The organism is Sphingomonas sp. 22176, from assembly GCF_052045505.1.
GTDB lineage: Bacteria > Pseudomonadota > Alphaproteobacteria > Sphingomonadales > Sphingomonadaceae > Sphingomonas.
In genome coordinates this window covers 952,218-970,902 of record NZ_JBQEPL010000001.1, presented here as the reverse complement: position 1 = coordinate 970,902, position 18,685 = coordinate 952,218, and the positions used below count along the sequence as shown (strand labels likewise).

General features: G+C 67.4%; 19 protein-coding genes. 12 read left to right on the top strand and 7 right to left on the bottom strand.

Annotation, left to right across the window (positions count from 1 at the left end):
- Positions 1 to 28: 28 nt before the first annotated feature.
- Complete coding sequence (locus ACTJKY_RS04510; RefSeq protein WP_440844480.1) at positions 29 to 1,597, bottom strand: amidase; 1,569 nt, start codon at positions 1,595 to 1,597, stop codon at positions 29 to 31.
- A gap of 139 nt (positions 1,598 to 1,736) precedes the next feature.
- Between ACTJKY_RS04510 and ACTJKY_RS04505 the strand changes: the two genes are divergently transcribed.
- Together ACTJKY_RS04505 and ACTJKY_RS04500 are read left to right on the top strand one after the other, a co-directional pair.
- Positions 1,737 to 2,618, top strand: a complete 882-nt coding sequence (locus ACTJKY_RS04505; RefSeq protein ID WP_440844479.1) for an AraC family transcriptional regulator — start codon at positions 1,737 to 1,739, stop codon at positions 2,616 to 2,618.
- 436 nt (positions 2,619 to 3,054) lie between these two features.
- The gene (locus tag ACTJKY_RS04500; RefSeq protein ID WP_440844478.1) at positions 3,055 to 4,944 is read left to right on the top strand and encodes a ribonucleoside-diphosphate reductase subunit alpha; all 1,890 of its coding nucleotides are present in this window, start codon (positions 3,055 to 3,057) and stop codon (positions 4,942 to 4,944) included.
- A 126-nt stretch (positions 4,945 to 5,070) separates the two neighbouring features.
- Here ACTJKY_RS04500 and ACTJKY_RS04495 read toward each other — a convergent pair whose 3' ends face one another.
- Entirely contained in the window at positions 5,071 to 5,334 is a 264-nt protein-coding gene (locus ACTJKY_RS04495; RefSeq protein ID WP_440844477.1) for a DUF2171 domain-containing protein, read from the bottom strand.
- Between the two features lie 98 nt (positions 5,335 to 5,432).
- Here ACTJKY_RS04495 and ACTJKY_RS04490 point away from each other — a divergent pair, with 98 nt between their 5' ends.
- From ACTJKY_RS04490 to ACTJKY_RS04475, 4 genes are all read left to right on the top strand, one after another.
- A complete protein-coding gene (locus ACTJKY_RS04490; RefSeq protein WP_440844476.1) occupies positions 5,433 to 5,768 on the top strand; it encodes a hypothetical protein in 336 nt (111 codons plus the stop codon).
- The gene (locus tag ACTJKY_RS04485) at positions 5,765 to 5,986 is read left to right on the top strand and encodes a hypothetical protein (RefSeq protein ID WP_440844475.1); all 222 of its coding nucleotides are present in this window, start codon (positions 5,765 to 5,767) and stop codon (positions 5,984 to 5,986) included. Before ACTJKY_RS04490 ends, ACTJKY_RS04485 begins: the two co-directional genes overlap by 4 nt.
- 204 nt (positions 5,987 to 6,190) lie before the next feature.
- Complete coding sequence (locus ACTJKY_RS04480) at positions 6,191 to 7,243, top strand: ribonucleotide-diphosphate reductase subunit beta (protein WP_064310348.1); 1,053 nt, start codon at positions 6,191 to 6,193, stop codon at positions 7,241 to 7,243.
- Positions 7,244 to 7,343: 100 nt separating this feature from the next.
- Positions 7,344 to 7,604 (top strand): YrhB domain-containing protein, encoded by a 261-nt coding sequence (locus ACTJKY_RS04475; RefSeq protein ID WP_440844474.1) that lies wholly within the window; start codon positions 7,344 to 7,346, stop codon positions 7,602 to 7,604.
- A gap of 113 nt (positions 7,605 to 7,717) precedes the next feature.
- Here ACTJKY_RS04475 and ACTJKY_RS04470 read toward each other — a convergent pair whose 3' ends face one another.
- The 3 genes from ACTJKY_RS04470 to ACTJKY_RS04460 are packed head-to-tail and all read right to left on the bottom strand — an operon-like array spanning position 7,718 to position 10,826.
- The gene (locus ACTJKY_RS04470) at positions 7,718 to 8,341 is read right to left on the bottom strand and encodes a 2-dehydro-3-deoxy-6-phosphogalactonate aldolase (protein WP_440844473.1); all 624 of its coding nucleotides are present in this window, start codon (positions 8,339 to 8,341) and stop codon (positions 7,718 to 7,720) included.
- Positions 8,338 to 9,216, bottom strand: coding sequence for a 2-dehydro-3-deoxygalactonokinase (locus tag ACTJKY_RS04465; RefSeq protein WP_440844471.1), 879 nt, complete (start codon positions 9,214 to 9,216; stop codon positions 8,338 to 8,340). Before ACTJKY_RS04465 ends, ACTJKY_RS04470 begins: the two co-directional genes overlap by 4 nt.
- On the bottom strand, positions 9,207 to 10,826 hold the full coding sequence (locus ACTJKY_RS04460) for a sodium/sugar symporter (protein ID WP_440844470.1): 1,620 nt from the start codon (positions 10,824 to 10,826) through the stop codon (positions 9,207 to 9,209). Before ACTJKY_RS04460 ends, ACTJKY_RS04465 begins: the two co-directional genes overlap by 10 nt.
- A 192-nt stretch (positions 10,827 to 11,018) precedes the next feature.
- On the opposite strand from ACTJKY_RS04460, the gene ACTJKY_RS04455 reads away from it, so the two are divergent.
- From ACTJKY_RS04455 to ACTJKY_RS04445, 3 genes are all read left to right on the top strand, one after another.
- A complete protein-coding gene (locus ACTJKY_RS04455; protein WP_440844468.1) occupies positions 11,019 to 11,762 on the top strand; it encodes a FadR/GntR family transcriptional regulator in 744 nt (247 codons plus the stop codon).
- A gap of 139 nt (positions 11,763 to 11,901) precedes the next feature.
- Entirely contained in the window at positions 11,902 to 12,342 is a 441-nt protein-coding gene (locus tag ACTJKY_RS04450; RefSeq protein WP_440844466.1) for a DUF2231 domain-containing protein, read from the top strand.
- Complete coding sequence (locus ACTJKY_RS04445) at positions 12,342 to 13,634, top strand: PQQ-dependent sugar dehydrogenase (RefSeq protein WP_440844465.1); 1,293 nt, start codon at positions 12,342 to 12,344, stop codon at positions 13,632 to 13,634. Before ACTJKY_RS04450 ends, ACTJKY_RS04445 begins: the two co-directional genes overlap by 1 nt.
- Before the next feature lie 8 nt (positions 13,635 to 13,642).
- Here ACTJKY_RS04445 and ACTJKY_RS04440 read toward each other — a convergent pair whose 3' ends face one another.
- Positions 13,643 to 13,870, bottom strand: a complete 228-nt coding sequence (locus ACTJKY_RS04440; RefSeq protein WP_125976609.1) for an HIG1 domain-containing protein — start codon at positions 13,868 to 13,870, stop codon at positions 13,643 to 13,645.
- A 9-nt stretch (positions 13,871 to 13,879) separates the two neighbouring features.
- Positions 13,880 to 14,722: a tRNA glutamyl-Q(34) synthetase GluQRS gene (gene gluQRS, locus ACTJKY_RS04435; protein ID WP_440844463.1), complete on the bottom strand. Its 843-nt coding sequence runs from the start codon at positions 14,720 to 14,722 to the stop codon at positions 13,880 to 13,882.
- A gap of 100 nt (positions 14,723 to 14,822) precedes the next feature.
- Between gluQRS and ACTJKY_RS04430 the strand changes: the two genes are divergently transcribed.
- From ACTJKY_RS04430 to ACTJKY_RS04420, 3 genes are all read left to right on the top strand, one after another.
- On the top strand, positions 14,823 to 15,389 hold the full coding sequence (locus ACTJKY_RS04430; RefSeq protein ID WP_315380088.1) for an HNH endonuclease: 567 nt from the start codon (positions 14,823 to 14,825) through the stop codon (positions 15,387 to 15,389).
- A gap of 68 nt (positions 15,390 to 15,457) precedes the next feature.
- A complete protein-coding gene (locus ACTJKY_RS04425; protein WP_440844461.1) occupies positions 15,458 to 17,677 on the top strand; it encodes a transglycosylase domain-containing protein in 2,220 nt (739 codons plus the stop codon).
- A 66-nt stretch (positions 17,678 to 17,743) separates the two neighbouring features.
- Positions 17,744 to 18,613: a 3-hydroxyacyl-CoA dehydrogenase NAD-binding domain-containing protein gene (locus ACTJKY_RS04420; RefSeq protein ID WP_440844459.1), complete on the top strand. Its 870-nt coding sequence runs from the start codon at positions 17,744 to 17,746 to the stop codon at positions 18,611 to 18,613.
- Positions 18,614 to 18,685 lie beyond the last annotated feature (72 nt).

The following is an 18,685-nucleotide window of genomic DNA, read 5'->3' as shown; positions in this document are numbered from 1 at the left end:
CCTGAAGGGGAGGGGCTAAATTAACCCCTCACCGCCCCCGCGGCCCCAGATCCGCCGGGATCGTCGCCCGATACTGCGGCGCCACCCGCGCCTTGCTCGCTTGCTCATAGGCATAGCCCGCGCGCAGCAGCAGCCCGTCCGAATAGGCCGTGCCGATGAACGACAGCCCGGCCGGCAACCCGTTCACCAGCCCCATCGGCACCGTGAGGTGCGGATAGCCCGACACCGCCGGCAGCTCGCTCGCCGAGGGGCCGACGAACTGGTCGCCGTGGGCCGGATCGCTCAGCCACGGCGTGCCATAGGTCGGCGTCACCAGCACCTGCGCGCCTGCCGCCTTGAGCATCGCATCGATCCCCTCCGGCCCCGCCAGCCGCTGCGACTTGACCCGCGCCGCCTTGTAGTCGGGATCATCGAGCCCCTTGGTCGCCTCGGCCTTGAGGAAGGTTTCCTGGCCGAAAAAGGCCATCTCGTCGGCGGCATGCGCCTGGTTGAAGGCGATCACCTCGGCCAGCGTCCGCACTTTCACGCTCGCCGGGGTGGTCGCGAGATACGCCGCCAGATCGGCCTTGAGCTCGGTATAGAGCACCAGGCCTTCGGCCTCGCCCAGCCCGTCCAGCTTCGGCACCTTCACCTCGACCAGGGTCGCGCCGGCCGCGCGCAGTTCGTCCAGCGCCTTGTCGAATCGGGCCGCGAGATCGTCGGCCATGTCCGGCCTCCAATAGCCGATCCGCATCCCCCTCAGCGCATCGGCAGCAAGGCCCTGCGCATAGTCCTTGCGATAGGCATTCGCGCCCTTGGTCGCCGGATCGGCAGGATCCTCGCCGACCATCGCGGAGAAAAGCAGCGCGACATCACCCACGCTGCGCCCCATCGGCCCCGGCGTATCCTGGCTGTGGCTGATCGGCACGACGCGGGTGCGGCTCACCAGCCCCAGCGTCGGCTTGAGCCCCACCAGCCCGTTCATCACCGAGGGACAGACCACCGACCCGTCGGTCTCGGTGCCCACCGCCACCGCTGCAAAGCTGGCCGCCGCCGCCGCGCCCGATCCGCTGGACGAGCCGCAGGTGGTGCGATCCAGCGCGTACGGATTGCGCACCAGCCCACCGACCGCGCTCCACCCGCTCATCGAATGGTCCGAGCGGATGTTGGCCCATTCGCTGAGGTTGGTCTTGCCGAGGATCACCGCGCCCGCGGCGCGCAGCTGCGCCACCACCGGCGCATCGCGGCCGGTGCGGTTGTCCTTGAGCGCGAGGCTGCCGGCGGTGGTCGGCAGCTCCTTCGTCTCGATATTGTCCTTGATCAACACCGGTACGCCGTCGAGCGGGCCGAGCGACTTTCCGGCCTTGCGCCGCGCATCGCTGGCGCGCGCCTGGGCGAGCGCATCGGGGCTCACCGCGATCACTGCGCGGAGCGTCGGGCCCTTCTGGTCCGTCGCCACGATGCGCGCGAGATAGGCGGCGGTGACCGCGGCGCTGCTCGTCTTGCCCGCAGCAAGATCGGCGGCGATCCGGGTTGCCGGCACCTCCGCCACCTGCACCTGCGCCATCGCCGGGCTGGCCGCTACCAGTGCCAGCATCGCAACACCCCAAGTCCGCATCGCAGCCCTCTTTTGTCTGGTTTGGCAGCAGCCTACCGTAGCGCCGGGCAAGCGCAATCCTGCCCCGATGGACAATGGCAAGATCGGTCGGGCAGGCCGGCCCCCTGCCGCATAGGAAGGTGCCGCCACGGAGGAAAAGATGCAGACGCCGCTCGCCCGCTACCATGCCCGGATGCAGCGCGTGCTCGACCATGTCGACACGCATGCCGGGGAGGATCTCGACCTGGAGACGCTGGCGGGCGTCGCGGCATTTTCGAAGCATCATTTCCACCGCCAGTTCAGCGCGCTGTTCGGCCTGTCGGTGCATCGCTACGTCCAGCTCGTGCGGATGAAGCGGGCGTCGTACCGCCTCGCCTATCGGCCGGACGAGGCCGTGACGGGCATCGCGCTCGACGCCGGCTATGAAGCGCCCGAGGCGTTTGCCCGGGCCTTCCGCCAGCGCTTCGGCCAGGCGCCCTCGCAATTCCGCGCGGCGCCGGACTGGTATCCCTGGCACGCGGCGCTCGCGCCGCTCACCCAAGCAAGGAGCCAGACGATGCAGACTAGATTCACCCCCGACGACGTGACCATGCTCGACTTCCCCGCCACCCCGGTAGCGTTCCGCACGCACCGCGGCGACCCCGCCCATCTCGGCGACACGATCCGCCGCTTCATCGCCTGGCGGAAAACCACCGGCCACCGCCCGCCGGCGAGCGCAACCTACACCATCTTCCACACCGACCCGCGCACCACGCCGCCGGAAGACTATCGTCTCGATCTCTGCGCCGGCACTGCGCACCCCGTGGCCGACCCGGCGCACGGCATCGAACCCGGTCTGATCCCCGCCAGCCGCTGCGCGATGCTGCGGGTAGTGGGCCAAGCCGACGACCTCGAACCCGCCGCACTCTTCCTCTACCGCGAATGGCTGCCCGAGAGCGGCGAGGAACCGGGCGACTTCCCGCTCTTCGCCCGCCGCGTCGCCTTCTTCCCCGATGTGCCCGAGAACGAGGCCGTGACCGAGCTCTATCTGCCGCTCGCATAGCGCCCATGGTGCAGCCTGCCCCGCCACAGCCACCAGTGGTTGTGGCCGGGGTGATTCATCCCCCAAAATTTATTTGCAGTTCCGCGTTCGTTCCCTTGCCTTTTCCGGAGGCAAGGAAGGACCGTGCGTCGCGCGCTTTCCGCGGCGTCAGGCGCGCCGTGAGCCGAGTCATTCCAGCGATGAGCCGTTGCATTCCAGCTTCATTTGGGCTCTTGTGTGCGAACTCGGATTGGCACAATCTGTAGTGGTCGCACCAAGGGGCAAGCCCAAGCACTGGTAACCCATCGTTCGCATCCCCAAATGCGGCATGGGTAGATTCGTGCCGGGCGCCGGGCCGATGGACACTTTTTGTTCTCGCGCAAACCCGGCTGGTGCTACGATAGCTACCGTGCCCCGAGTCGGTTGTTGCGTACTGCAGAAGACAGGGGTCCGAGGTATGGAATTCAGAGATAGTGAGACCAGCGTGAACGAGACCGCCACCATCGAAGCCGCCCCCGCCAGCAAGGCGCTCGACAGCAAGGCGATCGTGCCGCAGCCCTATCCGGTCGAGGTCGATCATGCGCGCGACGCGCTGCTCACCGATTTCGGCAAGGAGACGCTGAAGGACCGCTACCTCCTCCCCGGCGAAAGCTATCAGGACCTGTTCGTCCGCGTCGCCTCAGCCTATGCCGACAACCAGGCGCACGCGCAGCGCCTCTACGACTATATCTCCAAGCTGTGGTTCATGCCGGCCACCCCGGTGCTGTCGAACGGTGGGACGGGCCGCGGCCTGCCGATCAGCTGCTACCTCAATTCGGTGCCGGACAGCCTGGACGGCATCGTCCAGACCTGGAACGAGAATGTCTGGCTCGCTTCGCGGGGCGGCGGCATCGGCACCTATTGGGGCAGCGTGCGCGGCATCGGCGAGCCGGTCGGCCTGAACGGCAAGACCAGCGGCATCATCCCGTTCGTCCGCGTGATGGATTCGCTGACGCTGGCGATCTCGCAGGGCTCGCTGCGCCGCGGCTCGGCCGCCTGCTATCTCGACATCTCGCACCCCGAGATCGAGGAGTTCCTCGAGATCCGGAAACCCTCGGGCGACTTCAACCGCAAGGCGCTCAACCTGCACCACGGCGTGCTGATCCCCGACGCGTTCATGGAAGCGGTGCGCGACGGCGCCGAGTGGCAGCTGAAGAGCCCGAAGGACGGCTCGGTCCGCGCCACGGTGGATGCGCGCGCGCTGTTCCAGAAGCTGGTCGAGACCCGCCTCGCCACCGGCGAGCCGTACATCGTGTTCTCGGATCACGTAAACTCGACCATGCCGAAGCACCACCGCGATCTGGGCCTCAAGGTCTCGACCTCGAACCTGTGCTCGGAGATCACGCTGCCCACCGGCCGCGACCATCTCGGCAACGATCGCACCGCGGTGTGCTGTCTGTCCTCGCTCAACCTCGAAACCTGGGACGAGTGGAACAAGGACAAGCTGTTCATCGAGGACGTGATGCGCTTCCTCGACAATGTGCTGACCGACTATATCGAGCGCGCGCCCGACGAGATGGCCCGTGCACGCTATTCGGCGGCGCGCGAGCGTTCGGTCGGTCTCGGCGTGATGGGCTTCCACAGCTTCCTCCAGGCGCGCGGCATTCCGTTCGAAGGCGCGATGGCGAAGAGCTGGAACCTGCGCATCTTCAAGCATGTCAGCGCGCAGGTGAACGAAGCCTCGATGGCGCTGGCGGTCGAGCGCGGGCCTTGCCCGGACGCCGCCGACATGGGCGTGATGGAGCGCTTCAGCTGCAAGATGGCGATTGCGCCGACCGCGTCGATCTCGATCATCTGCGGCGGCACCAGCGCCTGCATCGAGCCGATCCCGGCCAATATCTACACCCACAAGACGCTCAGCGGCTCCTTCTCGGTGCGCAATCCATATCTGGAGAAGCTGCTCCGCGAGAAGTCCAAGAACTCCGACGCGGTGTGGAATTCGATCCTCGAGCAGGGCGGCTCGGTCCAGCATCTCGACTTCCTGACGCCGGAAGAGAAGGACACGTACAAGACCAGCTTCGAGATCGACCAGCGCTGGATCCTGGAGCTGGCGGGCGATCGCGCGCCGTTCATCGATCAGGCGCAGTCGCTCAACCTGTTCATCCCGGCCGACGTGGAAAAGTGGGACCTGCTGATGCTCCACTTCCGCGCCTGGGAGCTGGGCATCAAGTCGCTCTACTATCTGCGCTCCAAGTCGGTGCAGCGCGCCGGCTTCGCGGGCGGGGTCGAGGCAGACAACACGATCGAGAAGCCCAAGTTCGATCTGGGCGAGTCGACTGATTATGACGAATGCCTGGCCTGCCAGTGAACCTCGGCAATGCAGCGGCGGTCCACCCTCTTGCCCTCCTCTCCCGCACCGGGAGAGGCAGGGGCTCGTGCTGAGGCACGAGAGGAAGCGGTGAGGAAGGCACGTGCCTCCTCACCGCCCGCGGCGTTACGCCTCTTCTTCGAACAGCTCGGCCGCGACGTCGGCGTTGGCCGACAGGCGGACCTTGTCGCCCTCGACTTCGGCGACCAGGCCGCCCGGGATGTAGTGGTGATGGCCTTCGTGGCTGCCTTCGGCGCCTTCGACCTGCGCACCCGAATCCTTTTTGGTGAGCTTGATGCGATCGCCATCGACGTGGTCGACGGTGCCGACATGGACGCCGTCGGCGCCGATGACTTCCATATGCTCCTTGATTGCGCTCAGATCTGCCATGGGTCTTCTCCTACTTGGGGTTCGCGCACCGAACGCACGCGGTCGCGAAACGATGCACGCTGCCCCAAGGGCCGTCTGCCATACCTAGGGATAGCCGCATGAAGATCCGCGCCGCCTTCGCCCTCGCCGCCCTCGCCCTGCTCGCCGCCTGTGCGCACCAGGTGCCGAGCGCGGTTGCCCCACAGGCACCGGGCTTCCTGCTCGGGCTGTGGCACGGCTTCATCTTCCCCGTCGCCTGGGGGTTGTCGCTGCTGTTCCCGGAGGTCGCGGTCTATGCGGTGCCGAACAATGGCGGCTGGTATGATTTCGGCTTCTTCATCGGCGTGGTGTTCCTCGGCGTCGGCGCGCAGGGTGGCCGCAAGGTCGTCTATCGCGAGCGTGTCGTGGTGCGCGATGGGATGAAGACCGTCCGCGGACGGGTGATCGACCAATGACACGCACGCTCGCCCTTCAGGCCGGCCTCGGCATCGCGTCGGGCACGGCAGGACTGATCGTCCTTCTCCGCCCCGCGGCGGCGCGCGGGCTGCTGCGCATGGAGGTCAGCGAGCAGGCGACCTATGCGCTGCGGATCGGCGGCATGATGCTGGTCGCGCTCGGCCTGTTCCTCACCGGCTTCGCGCTGGCCTTTGCGAGTGCGGGAGGGGTGGCTTGAGCGGCTTCTTCCGCAATCCTCCCCTGCAAGGGGAGGTGGCAGGCCGCAGGCCTGACGGAGGGGTGTCCCCGCTGGGAGCGCCGGCCTTCGTCCCCGGCCTTGATACCCCTCCACCGCCCTGCGGGCGGTCCCCCTCCCCCTCCGGGGGAGGATCCTAGTTTCTCGTTTCCACCGTATCTGACGAATACCTGCCGGAGTACCCCCATGTCGCTTCTCGAAGCCCGCAAGACCTACAAGCCCTTCGAATATCCCTGGGCCTATGAATATTGGAAGCGCCAGCAGCAGGTTCACTGGCTGCCGGAAGAAGTGCCGCTGGGCGAGGATTGCCGCGACTGGGCGCAGAAGCTGACCGATCACGAGCGCAACCTGCTCACCCAGATCTTCCGCTTTTTCACCCAGGCCGACGTGGAAGTGCAGGATTGCTACCACGAGAAGTACGGCCGCGTGTTCAAGCCGACCGAGATCAAGATGATGCTCACCGCCTTCTCCAACATGGAGACGGTGCACATCGCGGCGTATAGCCACCTGCTCGACACGATCGGCATGCCCGAAACCGAGTATAGCGCCTTCCTCCAGTACAAGGAGATGAAGGACAAGCACGACTATCTGAGCACCTTCGGCGTCGATACCGACGAGGATATCGCCAAGACGCTGGCGATGTTCGGCGGCTTCACCGAGGGGCTGCAGCTGTTCGCCAGCTTCGCGATGCTGATGAACTTCCCGCGCTTCAACAAGATGAAGGGCATGGGCCAGATCGTCACCTGGTCGATCCGCGACGAGAGCCTGCACTGCGAAGGCATCATCAAGCTGTTCCACACCTTCTGCAAGGAACGGAACTGCATGACGCCGAGCGTGCGCGACGACATTCTGGACATGTGCCAGAAGACCGTCCGCATCGAGGACGCGTTCATCGACCTGGTGTTCGAGATGGGCCCGGTGAACGGCATGACGCCGAAGGACATCAAGAAGTACGTTCGCTTCATCGCCGACTGGCGCCTGGGCCAGCTGGGCCTGAAGCCGATCTACATGATCGACGAGCATCCCCTGCCCTGGCTCGCCCCGCTGCTCAACGGCGTCGAGCACGCCAATTTCTTCGAGACGCGCGCGACCGAATATTCGAAGGCAGCGACGCGCGGCCAGTGGAACGAGGTATGGGACAGCTTCGACAAGCGCCGCCAGGCCAAGACGAGCACGATCGCCAACGAAGACGCGATCGAAGGCGACATGTTCGCCAAGGCGGGGATCGCGGCGGAGTAAGCCATCTCTCCCCCTCCCGCTTGCGGGAGGGGGCCGGGGGGAGGGTGCGTGCTGGAAGCGGGGACTGGTGCTGAAGACACGCCATTTTTCTAGGTGAGCCATGGACGAACAAGCGGCCATCCGAGCGTTTCAAGACTTCCTTAGTCGAAAGTCTGCGGCGATCGGGGAGGCGTTGGCACCGACGCTTCTGCCGCCGAAGCGCCTGTCGGCCGGCTGGGCCTTCCATTACCAGGCTCAATCTTACATCGAGCAAGGAGACCTTGGTGCGCTGCTCGTCGGTCATGGCGCAGTGATTGTAGCAGACGACGGCCGCATCATTGAAAGCGGCTCAAGCGACCGAGACTTGGAAGCGCTGCTTTAACCGGGAGCCATTTTGAGAGCGGACGCGATTTAGCGCGAACGGATTGCCCGCTACCCTCACACACCCTCCCCTAACCCCTCCCGCAAGCGGGAGGGGGACTTAAGACGAAGGGCTTACCCCAGCGCGGCGACGAACGCCCGTGCATTGGCGCCGACCTGCTCGGCGCTCATCCCCGCCTTGTAGAGCGCCGAGCCCAGGCCGAAGCCGGGCGCGCCCGCGGCGATCCAGGGCGCCATCGTGTCCGGCGACACGCCGCCCACCGGCAGGATCCGGGCCTCGGTCAGCACCGCGCGCATCGCCTTGAGCACGGTCGGGCTCGCCGCCTCGGCCGGGAACAGCTTGAGCGCGGTCGCACCCGCGTCGAGCGCCGCGAAGGCCTCGCTCGGGGTCACGATGCCGGGGAGCGAGACCAGCCCCGCCGCCGCGCTCGCACGGATCACGTCGAGGTTCGCGTTGGGCGATATGATCATCGTGCCGCCGGCGTCCGCCACCGCCTGCACCTGCTCGACCTTGAGCACCGTGCCCGCGCCGATCACCGCGCGGCCTGCAAAGCGCTTGGCGAGGCGCGACACGCTCTCCAGCGGCTCGGGCGAGTTCATCGGCACTTCGATCAGGGTGAAGCCGGCCGCGACCAGTTCGTCACCGATCGCCTCGACCTCGTCGGGCTTCACGCCCCGCAGGATCGCGATCAACGGGCAACGGGCGAAGGCGGCGTCGAATTCGGCGATGTGGCTCATGCAATCTGCTCCGCAATGGCAAGGATTCCCGCGACGAACGCGTCATGGCTGCTGGCGATGACCGCCTCGCGGCCCTGCGCGCCGATCGCGGCGGCATAGAGGCCGCCCAGCATCGGGTCGGCCAGGATATGGACGGTGTCGTGCCCGGCATGTTCCAGCCGCGCGGCGACGTCGCTGCCGATCAGCAGCCCGCTGGCAAACGCGGCAGCGTCCGCATCGTCGCGCACGCCCAGCATCTTGGCGGCGCGGATGCCGAACAGCGAGGCGGCGAGGTCGCGCTTGCGTCCCTCCTCCACGCCGGCATGGAAAGCGGGGCCGACGTGCACCTCGCCGCCGAGCTGCGCGGCGAGCAGGCCGTGCTTGCGCAGCGTGGCGAACAGCTCGCCGGTCATCGCGGTGGTGAAATCGGCGATGCGCCCGTCCGCCATCTCCACCCATTTGCAATGGGTGCCCGGCTGGACGAGCAGCGCATCGGCGGGCGCCAGACCCGCGCGGACTGCGCCGAGCAGCTGGACTTCCTCGCCGCGCATCACGTCCGGCCGGCCGGTGACCATGGTCGAGACACCGGGCACGATCGCGCTGCGCTCCTCGACCCAGAGCAGCCCGGCCGCCAGCTCGGCGATGCCCGCGGGTGCCGCGACATAGGGCGCCGGTGCCCAGCCGATATTGGCGCCGACCATGCCCGCCATCAGCAGCGGCAAGTCGCCGTGGCGCGCGCCGATATCGGCGGCTTCGGCGGCGAAATCGGTGACCGAGGTGACGCCCTTGTCGTCGCGCTCGGTGCGGGTGACCGCGCCGTTCTCGACCAGGAAGACGCGGCGGTTGGTCGTGCCCCAGTCGACCGCGAGGAAGGAGCCCGAGAAGCTTACCACCATGTTGCGTACAGCCCGATGAGGATCAGAATGATCACCACGGCGGCGACGTTGAAGCCGGTGGCGGTGTGGAAGCGAACGCCTTCCATGCGGATGCGGTTGCTGCCCCGCGCCGCGGGGCGGGCCAGCGAGACGATCACCGCCAGCGCCAGCGCGGCGAGGAAGACGATGCCCATGCGGTTGATGAACGGCACCGCGTTCAGCGCTTCGATACCGCCCCACTTCGCCGGGAACCAGAAGACGAAGCTGAGCACCACCGAGGCGACGGCGCTGACCAGCGCCCCCGCCTCGGTCGCGCGCGGCCAGAACAGGCCGAGCAGGAAGATGACGGTGATCCCAGGCGTCACGAAGCCCGAAAATTCCTGGATATACTGGAACGCCTGGTCGAGGCTGCCGAGCAGCGGCCGCGCGGTGAACATCGCGATGATGATGGAGACCACCGCCGCGATCCGGCCGACGCGCACCAGATGCGTTTCATACGCGGCCTTGTCCGCGCCATCCTCGGCGCGGGTCTGCACGCCCTTGAGCTTGGCGTAGATGTCGAGCGTGAAGATCGTCGCGATCGAATTGATCTTGGACGCGGTCGACGCGATGATCGCCGCGATCAGCGCCGCGAAGACGAGGCCGAGCAGCCCGGTCGGCAGCAGGGCCATCATCGTCGGATAGGCCTGGTCAGGCTTGGCGAGGTTCGGCGCCAGCACCACCGCGGCGATGCCCGGCAGCACGATGACGACGGGCATCAGCAGCTTGAGAAAGCCCGCGAACACCACGCCGCGCTGCGCCTCGGCCAGGCTCTTCGCCGCGAGCGCGCGCTGGATGATATACTGGTTGAAGCCCCAATAGCTGAGGTTGGCGATCCACATGCCGCCGACCAGCACCGCGATGCCGGGCAGATCCTTGTAGTGCGGATTGTCGGGCGAGAGGATCATGTCGAAATGGTCGGGCACGCGCCGCGTCAGCTCCTGGAAGCCGCCGATCACGCCGCTATCGCCACCGATCTTGGTCAGCGTCAGGTAGGCGACGACGAGGCCGCCCAGCACCAGCAAGGTCACCTGGACGATGTCGGTCAGCGCCACTGCCTTGAGGCCGCCGCGCAGCTGGTAGAGCAGCGCGAAGGCGCCGAGCCCGATCAGCGCCACGTCCTGGTTCACGCCCGCCACCTGGGTGACCGCGATCGATCCCAGCCAGATGATCGAGGTGAGGTTCACGAACACGTAGAGGATCAGCCAGAACACGGCCATCACCGTGCGGATGGTTGGCCCGAAGCGCTGCTCCAGGAACTGCGGCATCGTGTAGATTTCGTTGCGCAGGAAGATCGGCAGGAAGAACTTGCCGACGATCAGCAGGGTCAGCGCCGCCATCCACTCATAGGAGGCGATCGCGAGGCCGATGGCATAGCCGGAGCCCGACATACCGACGATCTGCTCGGCCGAGATGTTCGCCGCGATCAGCGAGGCGCCGATCGCCCACCAGGGCAGGTTCTTCGAGGCGAGGAAATAGTCGCTCGAATCCTTGGTGGCGCCCCCCTTGTCGCGGCTCACCCATTGCGCGAGGCCGAAGATGCCGATCGCGTAGACGATCACCACGACCAGATCGATGTTGGATAGACTCATGCCCACTCCTGCCGGTGCCGGCGCGAACGACATGGCCCGCGCGTCTTGCCCCTCCCCGCCCCAATGCAGGGTTCAGCCCATCATTTATCTTATTTATCGGGGTTGTCCAGCAACGCGGCTGGAGTACCATGGGTGCAACGATGCGGACGTGCGCAGCTTCGCACGGACACGAACAGGAAAGCAATTGCGAGGATGTCCACCTCTCCTACCCTCCCTGCCGATGCGGTCCGTTCGGGGCTGGGCCGTAACCTCACCTACGGGATGCTCGACGCGCTGGGCCGCGCGATCGTCACCGGCCGCTACGAGACCGAGGCCTTCCCCACCGAGGCGGAGCTGGCCAAGCAGCACGGCGTCAGCCGATCGGTGACGCGCGAGGCGGTGAAGATGCTCACCGCCAAGGGCCTGCTCAGCGCGCGCCCGCGCCAAGGCACGCTGGTGCAGCCGGCATCCTCCTGGAACCTGTTCGATACCGACGTGCTGCGCTGGCTGCTCGAACGGCAATTCTCGGTCGATCTGCTGCGCCAGTTCAGCCAGCTGCGCATCGCCATCGAGCCCGAGGCGGCCGCGCTGGCCGCGCAGTTCGCCACGGCCGAGGATCTGCAGCGGATCTCGGCCGGGCTCGCCCGGATGGAAGCCGCCGAGCGCGGACTGGACGACACGCTGGACGCGGATATCGCCTTCCACGTCGCGGTGCTGCGCGCCTCGGGCAACCCCTTCTACGCGCAATTCCGCGACATGGTGGCGACGGCGCTGCGCACCTCGATCCGCTTCACCAACCGGATCAAGGGCCGCAGCGCGAGCGTGGCGGATCATGCCGCGGTGCGCGATGCGATCGCCGCCAGGGACTATACTACCGCCCGCGTGGCGATGCGGACGCTGATCGGCGACGTGGTCGAGCTGATCGAGACGGTCGAGGGCACCGACGCGGCAGCGTAACAGCAGGCAGCTTCGCGTCGCGTTCCACCTTCGCCGGGCTAGCAGGCCGGGCCGGGAACGCGACGCCAGTACGTCCTGCCGCGGAACCCCTTGAAAGCGCGACCGTTCGAAGGACCTGCTTCGTCTGGGGAGACGCCCTTTGTCCGATCCCGTACCGCTTCGTTCCCGCTCCTATGGCCTGCCGCTGCACCCGATCGTGCTCGGCCTGCCCTTTGTCTGCTTCTTTGCGGGCATGATCACCGACATCGCCTATTTCCGAACCTATGACATCGCCTGGAAGAATTTCTCCGACTGGCTGATCGCCGGAGGCATGGTGCTGGGCGCGCTCGGCGCAATCGTCGGCATCGTCGATCTGCTGCGGCCGGCGGTGCGGGCCAATCGGCTGCTGACCCCCTATGCGATCGCCTATGCCGTCGCCATGGTGTTGGCGCTGCTCAACAATTTCATCCACAGCCGCGATGCGTACGGCGCGATGCCGGCCGGGTTAATCCTGTCGGTGCTGACCGTGCTCGTGCTCACCGGCGCCTCGGCGCTTGGCGCGATCCTGCTGCGCCAAAGCCTGTTCGGAGGGGTTCGCTGATGCGTGCACTGCTTCTCGCCGCGAGCGCCACGCTCGCGCTCGCCGGCTGCGCCAGCAAGGGCGGCGATACCAGCCAGCAGATCGGTGGCGATCCCAAGCTGCCGGACATCCAGCAATATCTCGTGCCGCCGATGCATGTGGTGCCGCCCGCCCCCTGGGGGTCGGCCAAGCCCAAGGTGCCGGCGGGCATGAAGGTGCAGGCCTTCGCCACCGGGCTCGCCAAGCCGCGCTCGGTTTACACGCTGCCCAATGGCGACGTGCTGGTGGTCGAGACCGACGGCCCCTCGGAGCCGATCCATCGCCCCAAGGACGTGGTGATGAACCTGATCCAGGCGCATGCCCATGGCGGCGGCAAGGCAGGGATGGACATCATCCTGCTGCGCGACGCGAACGGCGACGGCGTGCCCGAACTCAAGACCAAGTTCATCACCGGGCTCAACTCGCCGTTCGGCGTGGCGCTGGTCGGCGGCGACCTGTACGTCGCCAATACCGACGCGATCCTGCGCTTCCCCTACCAGACCGGCCAGACCAGCATCACCGCGGCGGGCACCAAGCTGCTCGACCTGCCCGGCGGCCCGATCGACCATCACTGGACCAAGAGCCTCGTCGCCAGCCCCGACGGCACCAAGCTCTATGTCGGCGTGGGGTCGAACAGTAACATCACCGAGAACGGCATGGATGCCGAGCGCGGCCGTGCGGCGATCTGGGAAGTCGACCGCGCGAGCGGCGCCTATCGGCTCTACGGCACCGGCCTGCGCAACCCCAACGGGCTGCAGTTCGAGCCGCTGACCAACGTGCTGTGGACCGTGGTCAACGAGCGCGATGAGCTGGGGCCGGACCTGGTGCCGGATTACCTCACCTCGGTGCGCGACGGCGGCTTCTATGGCTGGCCGTACAGCTATTGGGGCCAGCATGTCGATCCGCGGGTCAAGCCGCAGCGGCCGGACCTCGTCGCCAAGGCGATCAAGCCCGATTACGGCCTGAGCAGCCATGTCGCGCCGCTCGGCATGGTGTTCGCCGCCAATGCCGCCGCGCTGCCGGCGCAGTGGCGCTCGGGCGCCTTCATCGGCGAGCATGGCAGCTGGGATCGCGGCCATCTCAACGGCTACAAGGTGATCTACGTGCCGTTCGCCGAGGGACGTCCCTCGGGCAAGGCGGTCGACGTGGTGACCGGCTTCGTGGAGGGCGAGAAGGCGCATGGCCGCCCGGTGGGCCTCGGCCTCGACAAGACCGGCGCGCTGCTGATCGCGGATGACCTCGGCAACACCGTGTGGCGGGTCAGCGGCGGCTGACCCGCATCTCAGCTCTTGGCGGAGGCGATCAGCAGGATCAGCGCGGCAACGCCGATCGCCACCGCCTGGAACAGGATGCGCTTCTGCATCAGCTTGTTCGATCGGAGCGCGCGCTCGCTGGGGCCGTCGCCTTCCAGGTCCTGCGTGGTAGTGCCGGCCATGGTGACCAGCCCCTTGATGAGGAAGAACAGCGTCGCCAGGACCGCTGCGAGGAACAGGATCGCGAGAAACAACATCGCGGTACCCTACGCCTCGATCGGGCCGAAGCCAATCGGTACTTCCCCTTTGCGCAGTCTGTCCGCCAGCGCGCGGCCATCCTCGCCCGCCAGCCGCAGCGATTCCAGCGTCGGGGCACCGTGCCGCTTGGCGAGGCGCTGGCCGTCCGGGCCGGCGAGCAGCGCATGGTGGCGGTATTCCGGCGTCGGCAGGTCGAGCAGTGCCTGGAGCAGGCGGTGGACATGGGTGGCGGCGAACAGGTCGGCGCCGCGCACGACATGGCTGATGCCCTGCGCCGCGTCGTCCACCGTCACGGCAAGGTGATAGCTGGCCGGTGCATCCTTTCGGGCGAGGATCACGTCGCCATGGCTGAGGGGATCGGCGACCACCGAGCCGGCATGGGCGTCGTGCCAGGTGAGCTGCCCTGCCAGAGCCGCCGCCTTCGTCATGTCCAGCCGCCAGCTATGCGGACGGGCCAGGTTGGGATCGACCAAGCCGCGGCAGTTGCCGGGATAGAGCGGGCCGTCGGGCCCGTGCGGCGCGGAGAGACTCGCCGCGATGTCGGCGCGGGTGCAGAAACAGGGATAGAGCAGCCCCATGTCGCGCAGCCGGTCGAGCGCGTCCTGGTAGAGCCCCAGCCGCTGCGACTGGAAGGTCGGCACTTCGTCCCATTGCAGCCCCAGCCAGTCGAGATCGGCAAGGATCGCTGCGACATGTTCCGGCCGCGAGCGCGTGCCGTCGATATCCTCGACGCGCAGGGTGAAACGACCGCCTGCGCCCCGCGCAAAATCGTGCGCCTGCAGGGCGGAATAGGCATGGCCGAGATGAAGTCGACCGGTGGGGCTTGGCGCAAATCGCGTGTGGATATTCATGAATGTGGCTCTTGACCGTGAGTCGCGGCATATGCTGTCATGCGGGCGTCACGCTTCTGCGCAAGAGGCGAGGCACCGAAATCGAGGGTGAGGTTCTTGCATGTACCATCCCGATCTGATCCGCCATCCGGATGGGTGCCCGGCGCTCGTGCTGAACGCCGACTACACACCGTTGAGCTATTATCCCCTCAGCGTGTGGCCCTGGCAGACAGCAATCAAGGCGATCTTTCTCGACCGCGTCGACGTCGTCTCCTATTATGAACGCGAGGTGCGAAGTCCCAGCGCGGTGCTGAAGCTCCCTTCGGTCATCGCGCTCAAACAATATGTCCGGCCTTCGCAATTCCCTGCCTTCACCCGGTTCAATCTGTTCCTCCGCGACAAGTTCGCCTGTCAATATTGCGGATCGCACCGGGATCTCACCTTCGACCATGTCATTCCCCGCGCCCAGGGCGGGCGCACCACCTGGGAAAATGTCGCCACTGCCTGCGCGCCCTGCAACTTGAAAAAGGGCGGCCGAACCCCCCAGCAGGCCGGCATGCCGCTGTACATCCAGCCGATTCGGCCGACGAGCTGGCAGCTCCAGGAACATGGCCGCCGCTTCCCCCCCAACCATCTCCACGATACCTGGCGCGACTGGCTCTATTGGGACATCGAGTTGGAGGCCTGAGCGACCGCCCCTCCGCAAAATCCCTGTGTGTTATTGCGATAACACAGATAGTCGGCTAAGGCGGAGGCATGGCGCGCGAGCCCGGCATTCCCGATAGTCGATTCCCGTTGCGGCGCGATGGCGCCGACGACGATGGTGCACAACCGCAGGGCTGGCGCCCGCAGGGGCGGCGCGACAAGCGCGAGCCGATCTGGCGGCCCGGCATGGGTGCGGGGGAAAGCACCGCGCCGCACGAGCCCTATCGCGGGGGGTATGGCACTGGCGGCGGCTTCGACGGCGGGGACGACCTGCCGCCCGCCACGCCGGGCAAGCGCCGCATCCGCTGGGGCCGCTGGATCATCCGCGGGCTAGCCGTGTGCATTCTGCTGTTCATCGTCGCGGTCGCCTGGCTGGCGATTACCGCGCCGCTTTCCAAGTCGCTGCGGCCGCCCGCGCCCCCGTCGATCACGCTGCTCGCCTCTGACGGCACCCCGATCGCGCGGCGCGGGGCGGTGATCGGCAAGCCGGTCGACGTCTCCAAGCTGCCCGACCATGTCGCGCAGGCCTTTATCGCGATCGAGGACCGGCGCTTCTACAGCCATTGGGGCGTCGACCCCCGCGGCATCGCCCGCGCGGCGTTCCACAATGTCAGCTCGGGCGGCGGATCGCAGGGCGGCAGCACGATCACCCAGCAGCTTGCCAAGAACGCGTTCCTCAACTCCCGCCGCACCTTCGGGCGCAAGGCGCAGGAAGTACTGATCGCCTTCTGGCTGGAGGCCTGGCTGAGCAAGGACGAGATCCTCTCGCGCTACCTGTCGAACGTCTATTTCGGCGACAACGTCTACGGCCTGCGCGCCGCCGCCCAGCATTATTTCTCGACCACGCCCGAGCATCTGACGCTGAGCCAGGCGACGCTGCTCGCCGGCCTCGTCAAGGCGCCGAGCCGCCTCGCCCCCACCGGCAATCTCGACGGCGCACGCGAGCGCCAGCGGCTGGTGATCGGCGCGATGCAGGAGGCCGGGTTCATCACCGCGGCCGAGGCGCGCCGCGTCCGCCCGGCGGTGCTCCACGTCCAGGACAGCGACGAGACATTGCCCAACGGCACCTATTTCGCCGACTGGGTGCTCCCCGAAGCCCGCGACCGCGCCGGCGGTGTCGCCACCGAACAGACGGTGACGACCACGCTCGACATGCGCCTGCAGACAGCGGCCGAGCGCGTGATCAAGGCCTCGGGCCTCGGCAAGGCGCAGGTCGCGCTGGTGGCGATGCGGCCCGATGGGCGCGTCGTCGCGATGGTCGGGGGGCGCAACTATGCCGCTAGCCCGTTCAACCGCGCCACCCAGGCACGGCGCCAGCCGGGCTCGGCATTCAAGCTGTTCGTGTACCTCGCCGCGCTGCGCTCGGGGATGACGCCGGACACGATGGTCGACGACACACCCGTGCAGATCGGCGACTGGAAGCCGTCGAACAGCGATGGCCGCTATGCCGGCCGCATCACGCTGCGCCAGGCGATGGCCAAGTCGAGCAACGTCGTCGCGGCACGGCTGATCCAGAAGCTCGGCGTCGGCCGGGTGACGCAGGCGGCGCGCGACCTCGGTATCTCCACCCCGCTCGGCAACGACGCGTCGATCGCGCTCGGCACCTCGACCGGCTCGCTGCTCGAGCTGACCGCCGCCTATGCGGCGGTGGCGAACGGCAGCTATCCGGTTCGCCCGCGCGGGCTGGACGAAGAGGAATCGGCCGACGACTGGCTGGCGCGCCGCCTGGGCGGGCCGAGCCGGTTCGACGAACGGCTGCTCGACGATCTCCGCTCGATGCTGGGTACCGTCGTGCAGAACGGCACCGCCCGCGCGGCGGCGCTGCCGGTGCCGGCGTTCGGCAAGACCGGCACGACGCAGGACGGGCGCGACGCGCTGTTCGTCGGCTGGGCAGGCGATCTCGTCGTCGGCGTGTGGATCGGCAATGACGACAACAGCCCCGTGTCGGGCGCTTATGGCGGCGGGTTGCCCGCGCATATCTGGCGCGACTTCATGGTCCGCGCGCTCGGCCTCACTCTGCCGCCGACACCGGCCGAGGAAGACAATGCGACCGACGACAACGCCATCGGCCTGGACGAGGTGCTGAACAGCGCAGGCGTCCAGGTCGACAATCAGGGCGTCCAGCTCGATCTCGGCCGCGTCCGCGAACTGGTGCCGGAAGGCGAGGCGCGCGATGCGATCCCGCGCAACCTGCGGATCCCGGTGCCGGGGAGCGACGCCGACCGCCGCCGCCGCGATCCCCCGCGCGACGATCCCGACGGCGAGGAGTGACGCGGGTGCTGGCTCTCCCCGGCCCGACTGGGTAGGAGGGCGGCAACAAATTTTCAGGAGACGGACATGAAGACGGTAGGCGTGATCGGTGCGGGCCAGATGGGGGCGGGCATCGCCCAGGTTGCAGCGCAGGCTGGCTATGCCGTGCTGCTCTCCGACGTCGACCAGGCCCGCGCCGAAGCCGGCAAGGCGGGCATCGGCAAGCAGCTCGCCCGCGCGGTCGAGAAGGAAAAGATCACCGCCGCCGATGCCGAGGCCGCACTAGGCCGGATCACGCCCATCGGCGACCTCGCCGCGATGGCACCCTGCGAACTCGTCATTGAAGCGGCGACCGAGCGGGAGGCGATCAAGCGCCAGATCTTCGAAACCGTCGGCAAGGCGCTGGGCAGCGATGCGATCCTGGCGAGCAACACCTCGTCCATCCCGATCACCCGGCTCGCCCAGGCGGCGCCCGATCCGGCGCGCTTCATGGGCGTGCACTTCTTCAATCCGGTGCCGGTGATGGGCCTGATCGAGCTGATCCGCGGCCTCGCCACCAGCGACGCGACGGTCGCGGCGGTGGAGGCGTTCGGCCAGTCGCTCGGCAAGCGCATCGTCCATGCCAACGACGCGCCGGGTTTCATCGTCAACCGCGTGCTGATGCCGATGCTCAACGAGGCGTGCTTCGCGCTGGGCGAAGGCGTGGCGACGATCCCCGATATCGATGCGGCGTGCCAGCTGGGGCTCAACCACCCGATGGGCCCGTTCACGCTTGCCGACTTCATCGGGCTCGACACGTGCCTGGAGATCACCCGCGTGCTGTTCGAAGGCACCGGCGACCCCAAGTTCCGCCCGGCGCCGCTGCTGGTGAAATATGTCGAAGCCGGCTGGTACGGCCGCAAGACCAAGCGCGGCTTCTACGATTACACCGGCGCGGAGCCCGTGCCGACGCGGTGACGAAAGCTGGCCTCCATTCCCAGCCTGGGGATGGAGGCACTTGCCTGCGGACAATGCGCATCGCTGAGGCTC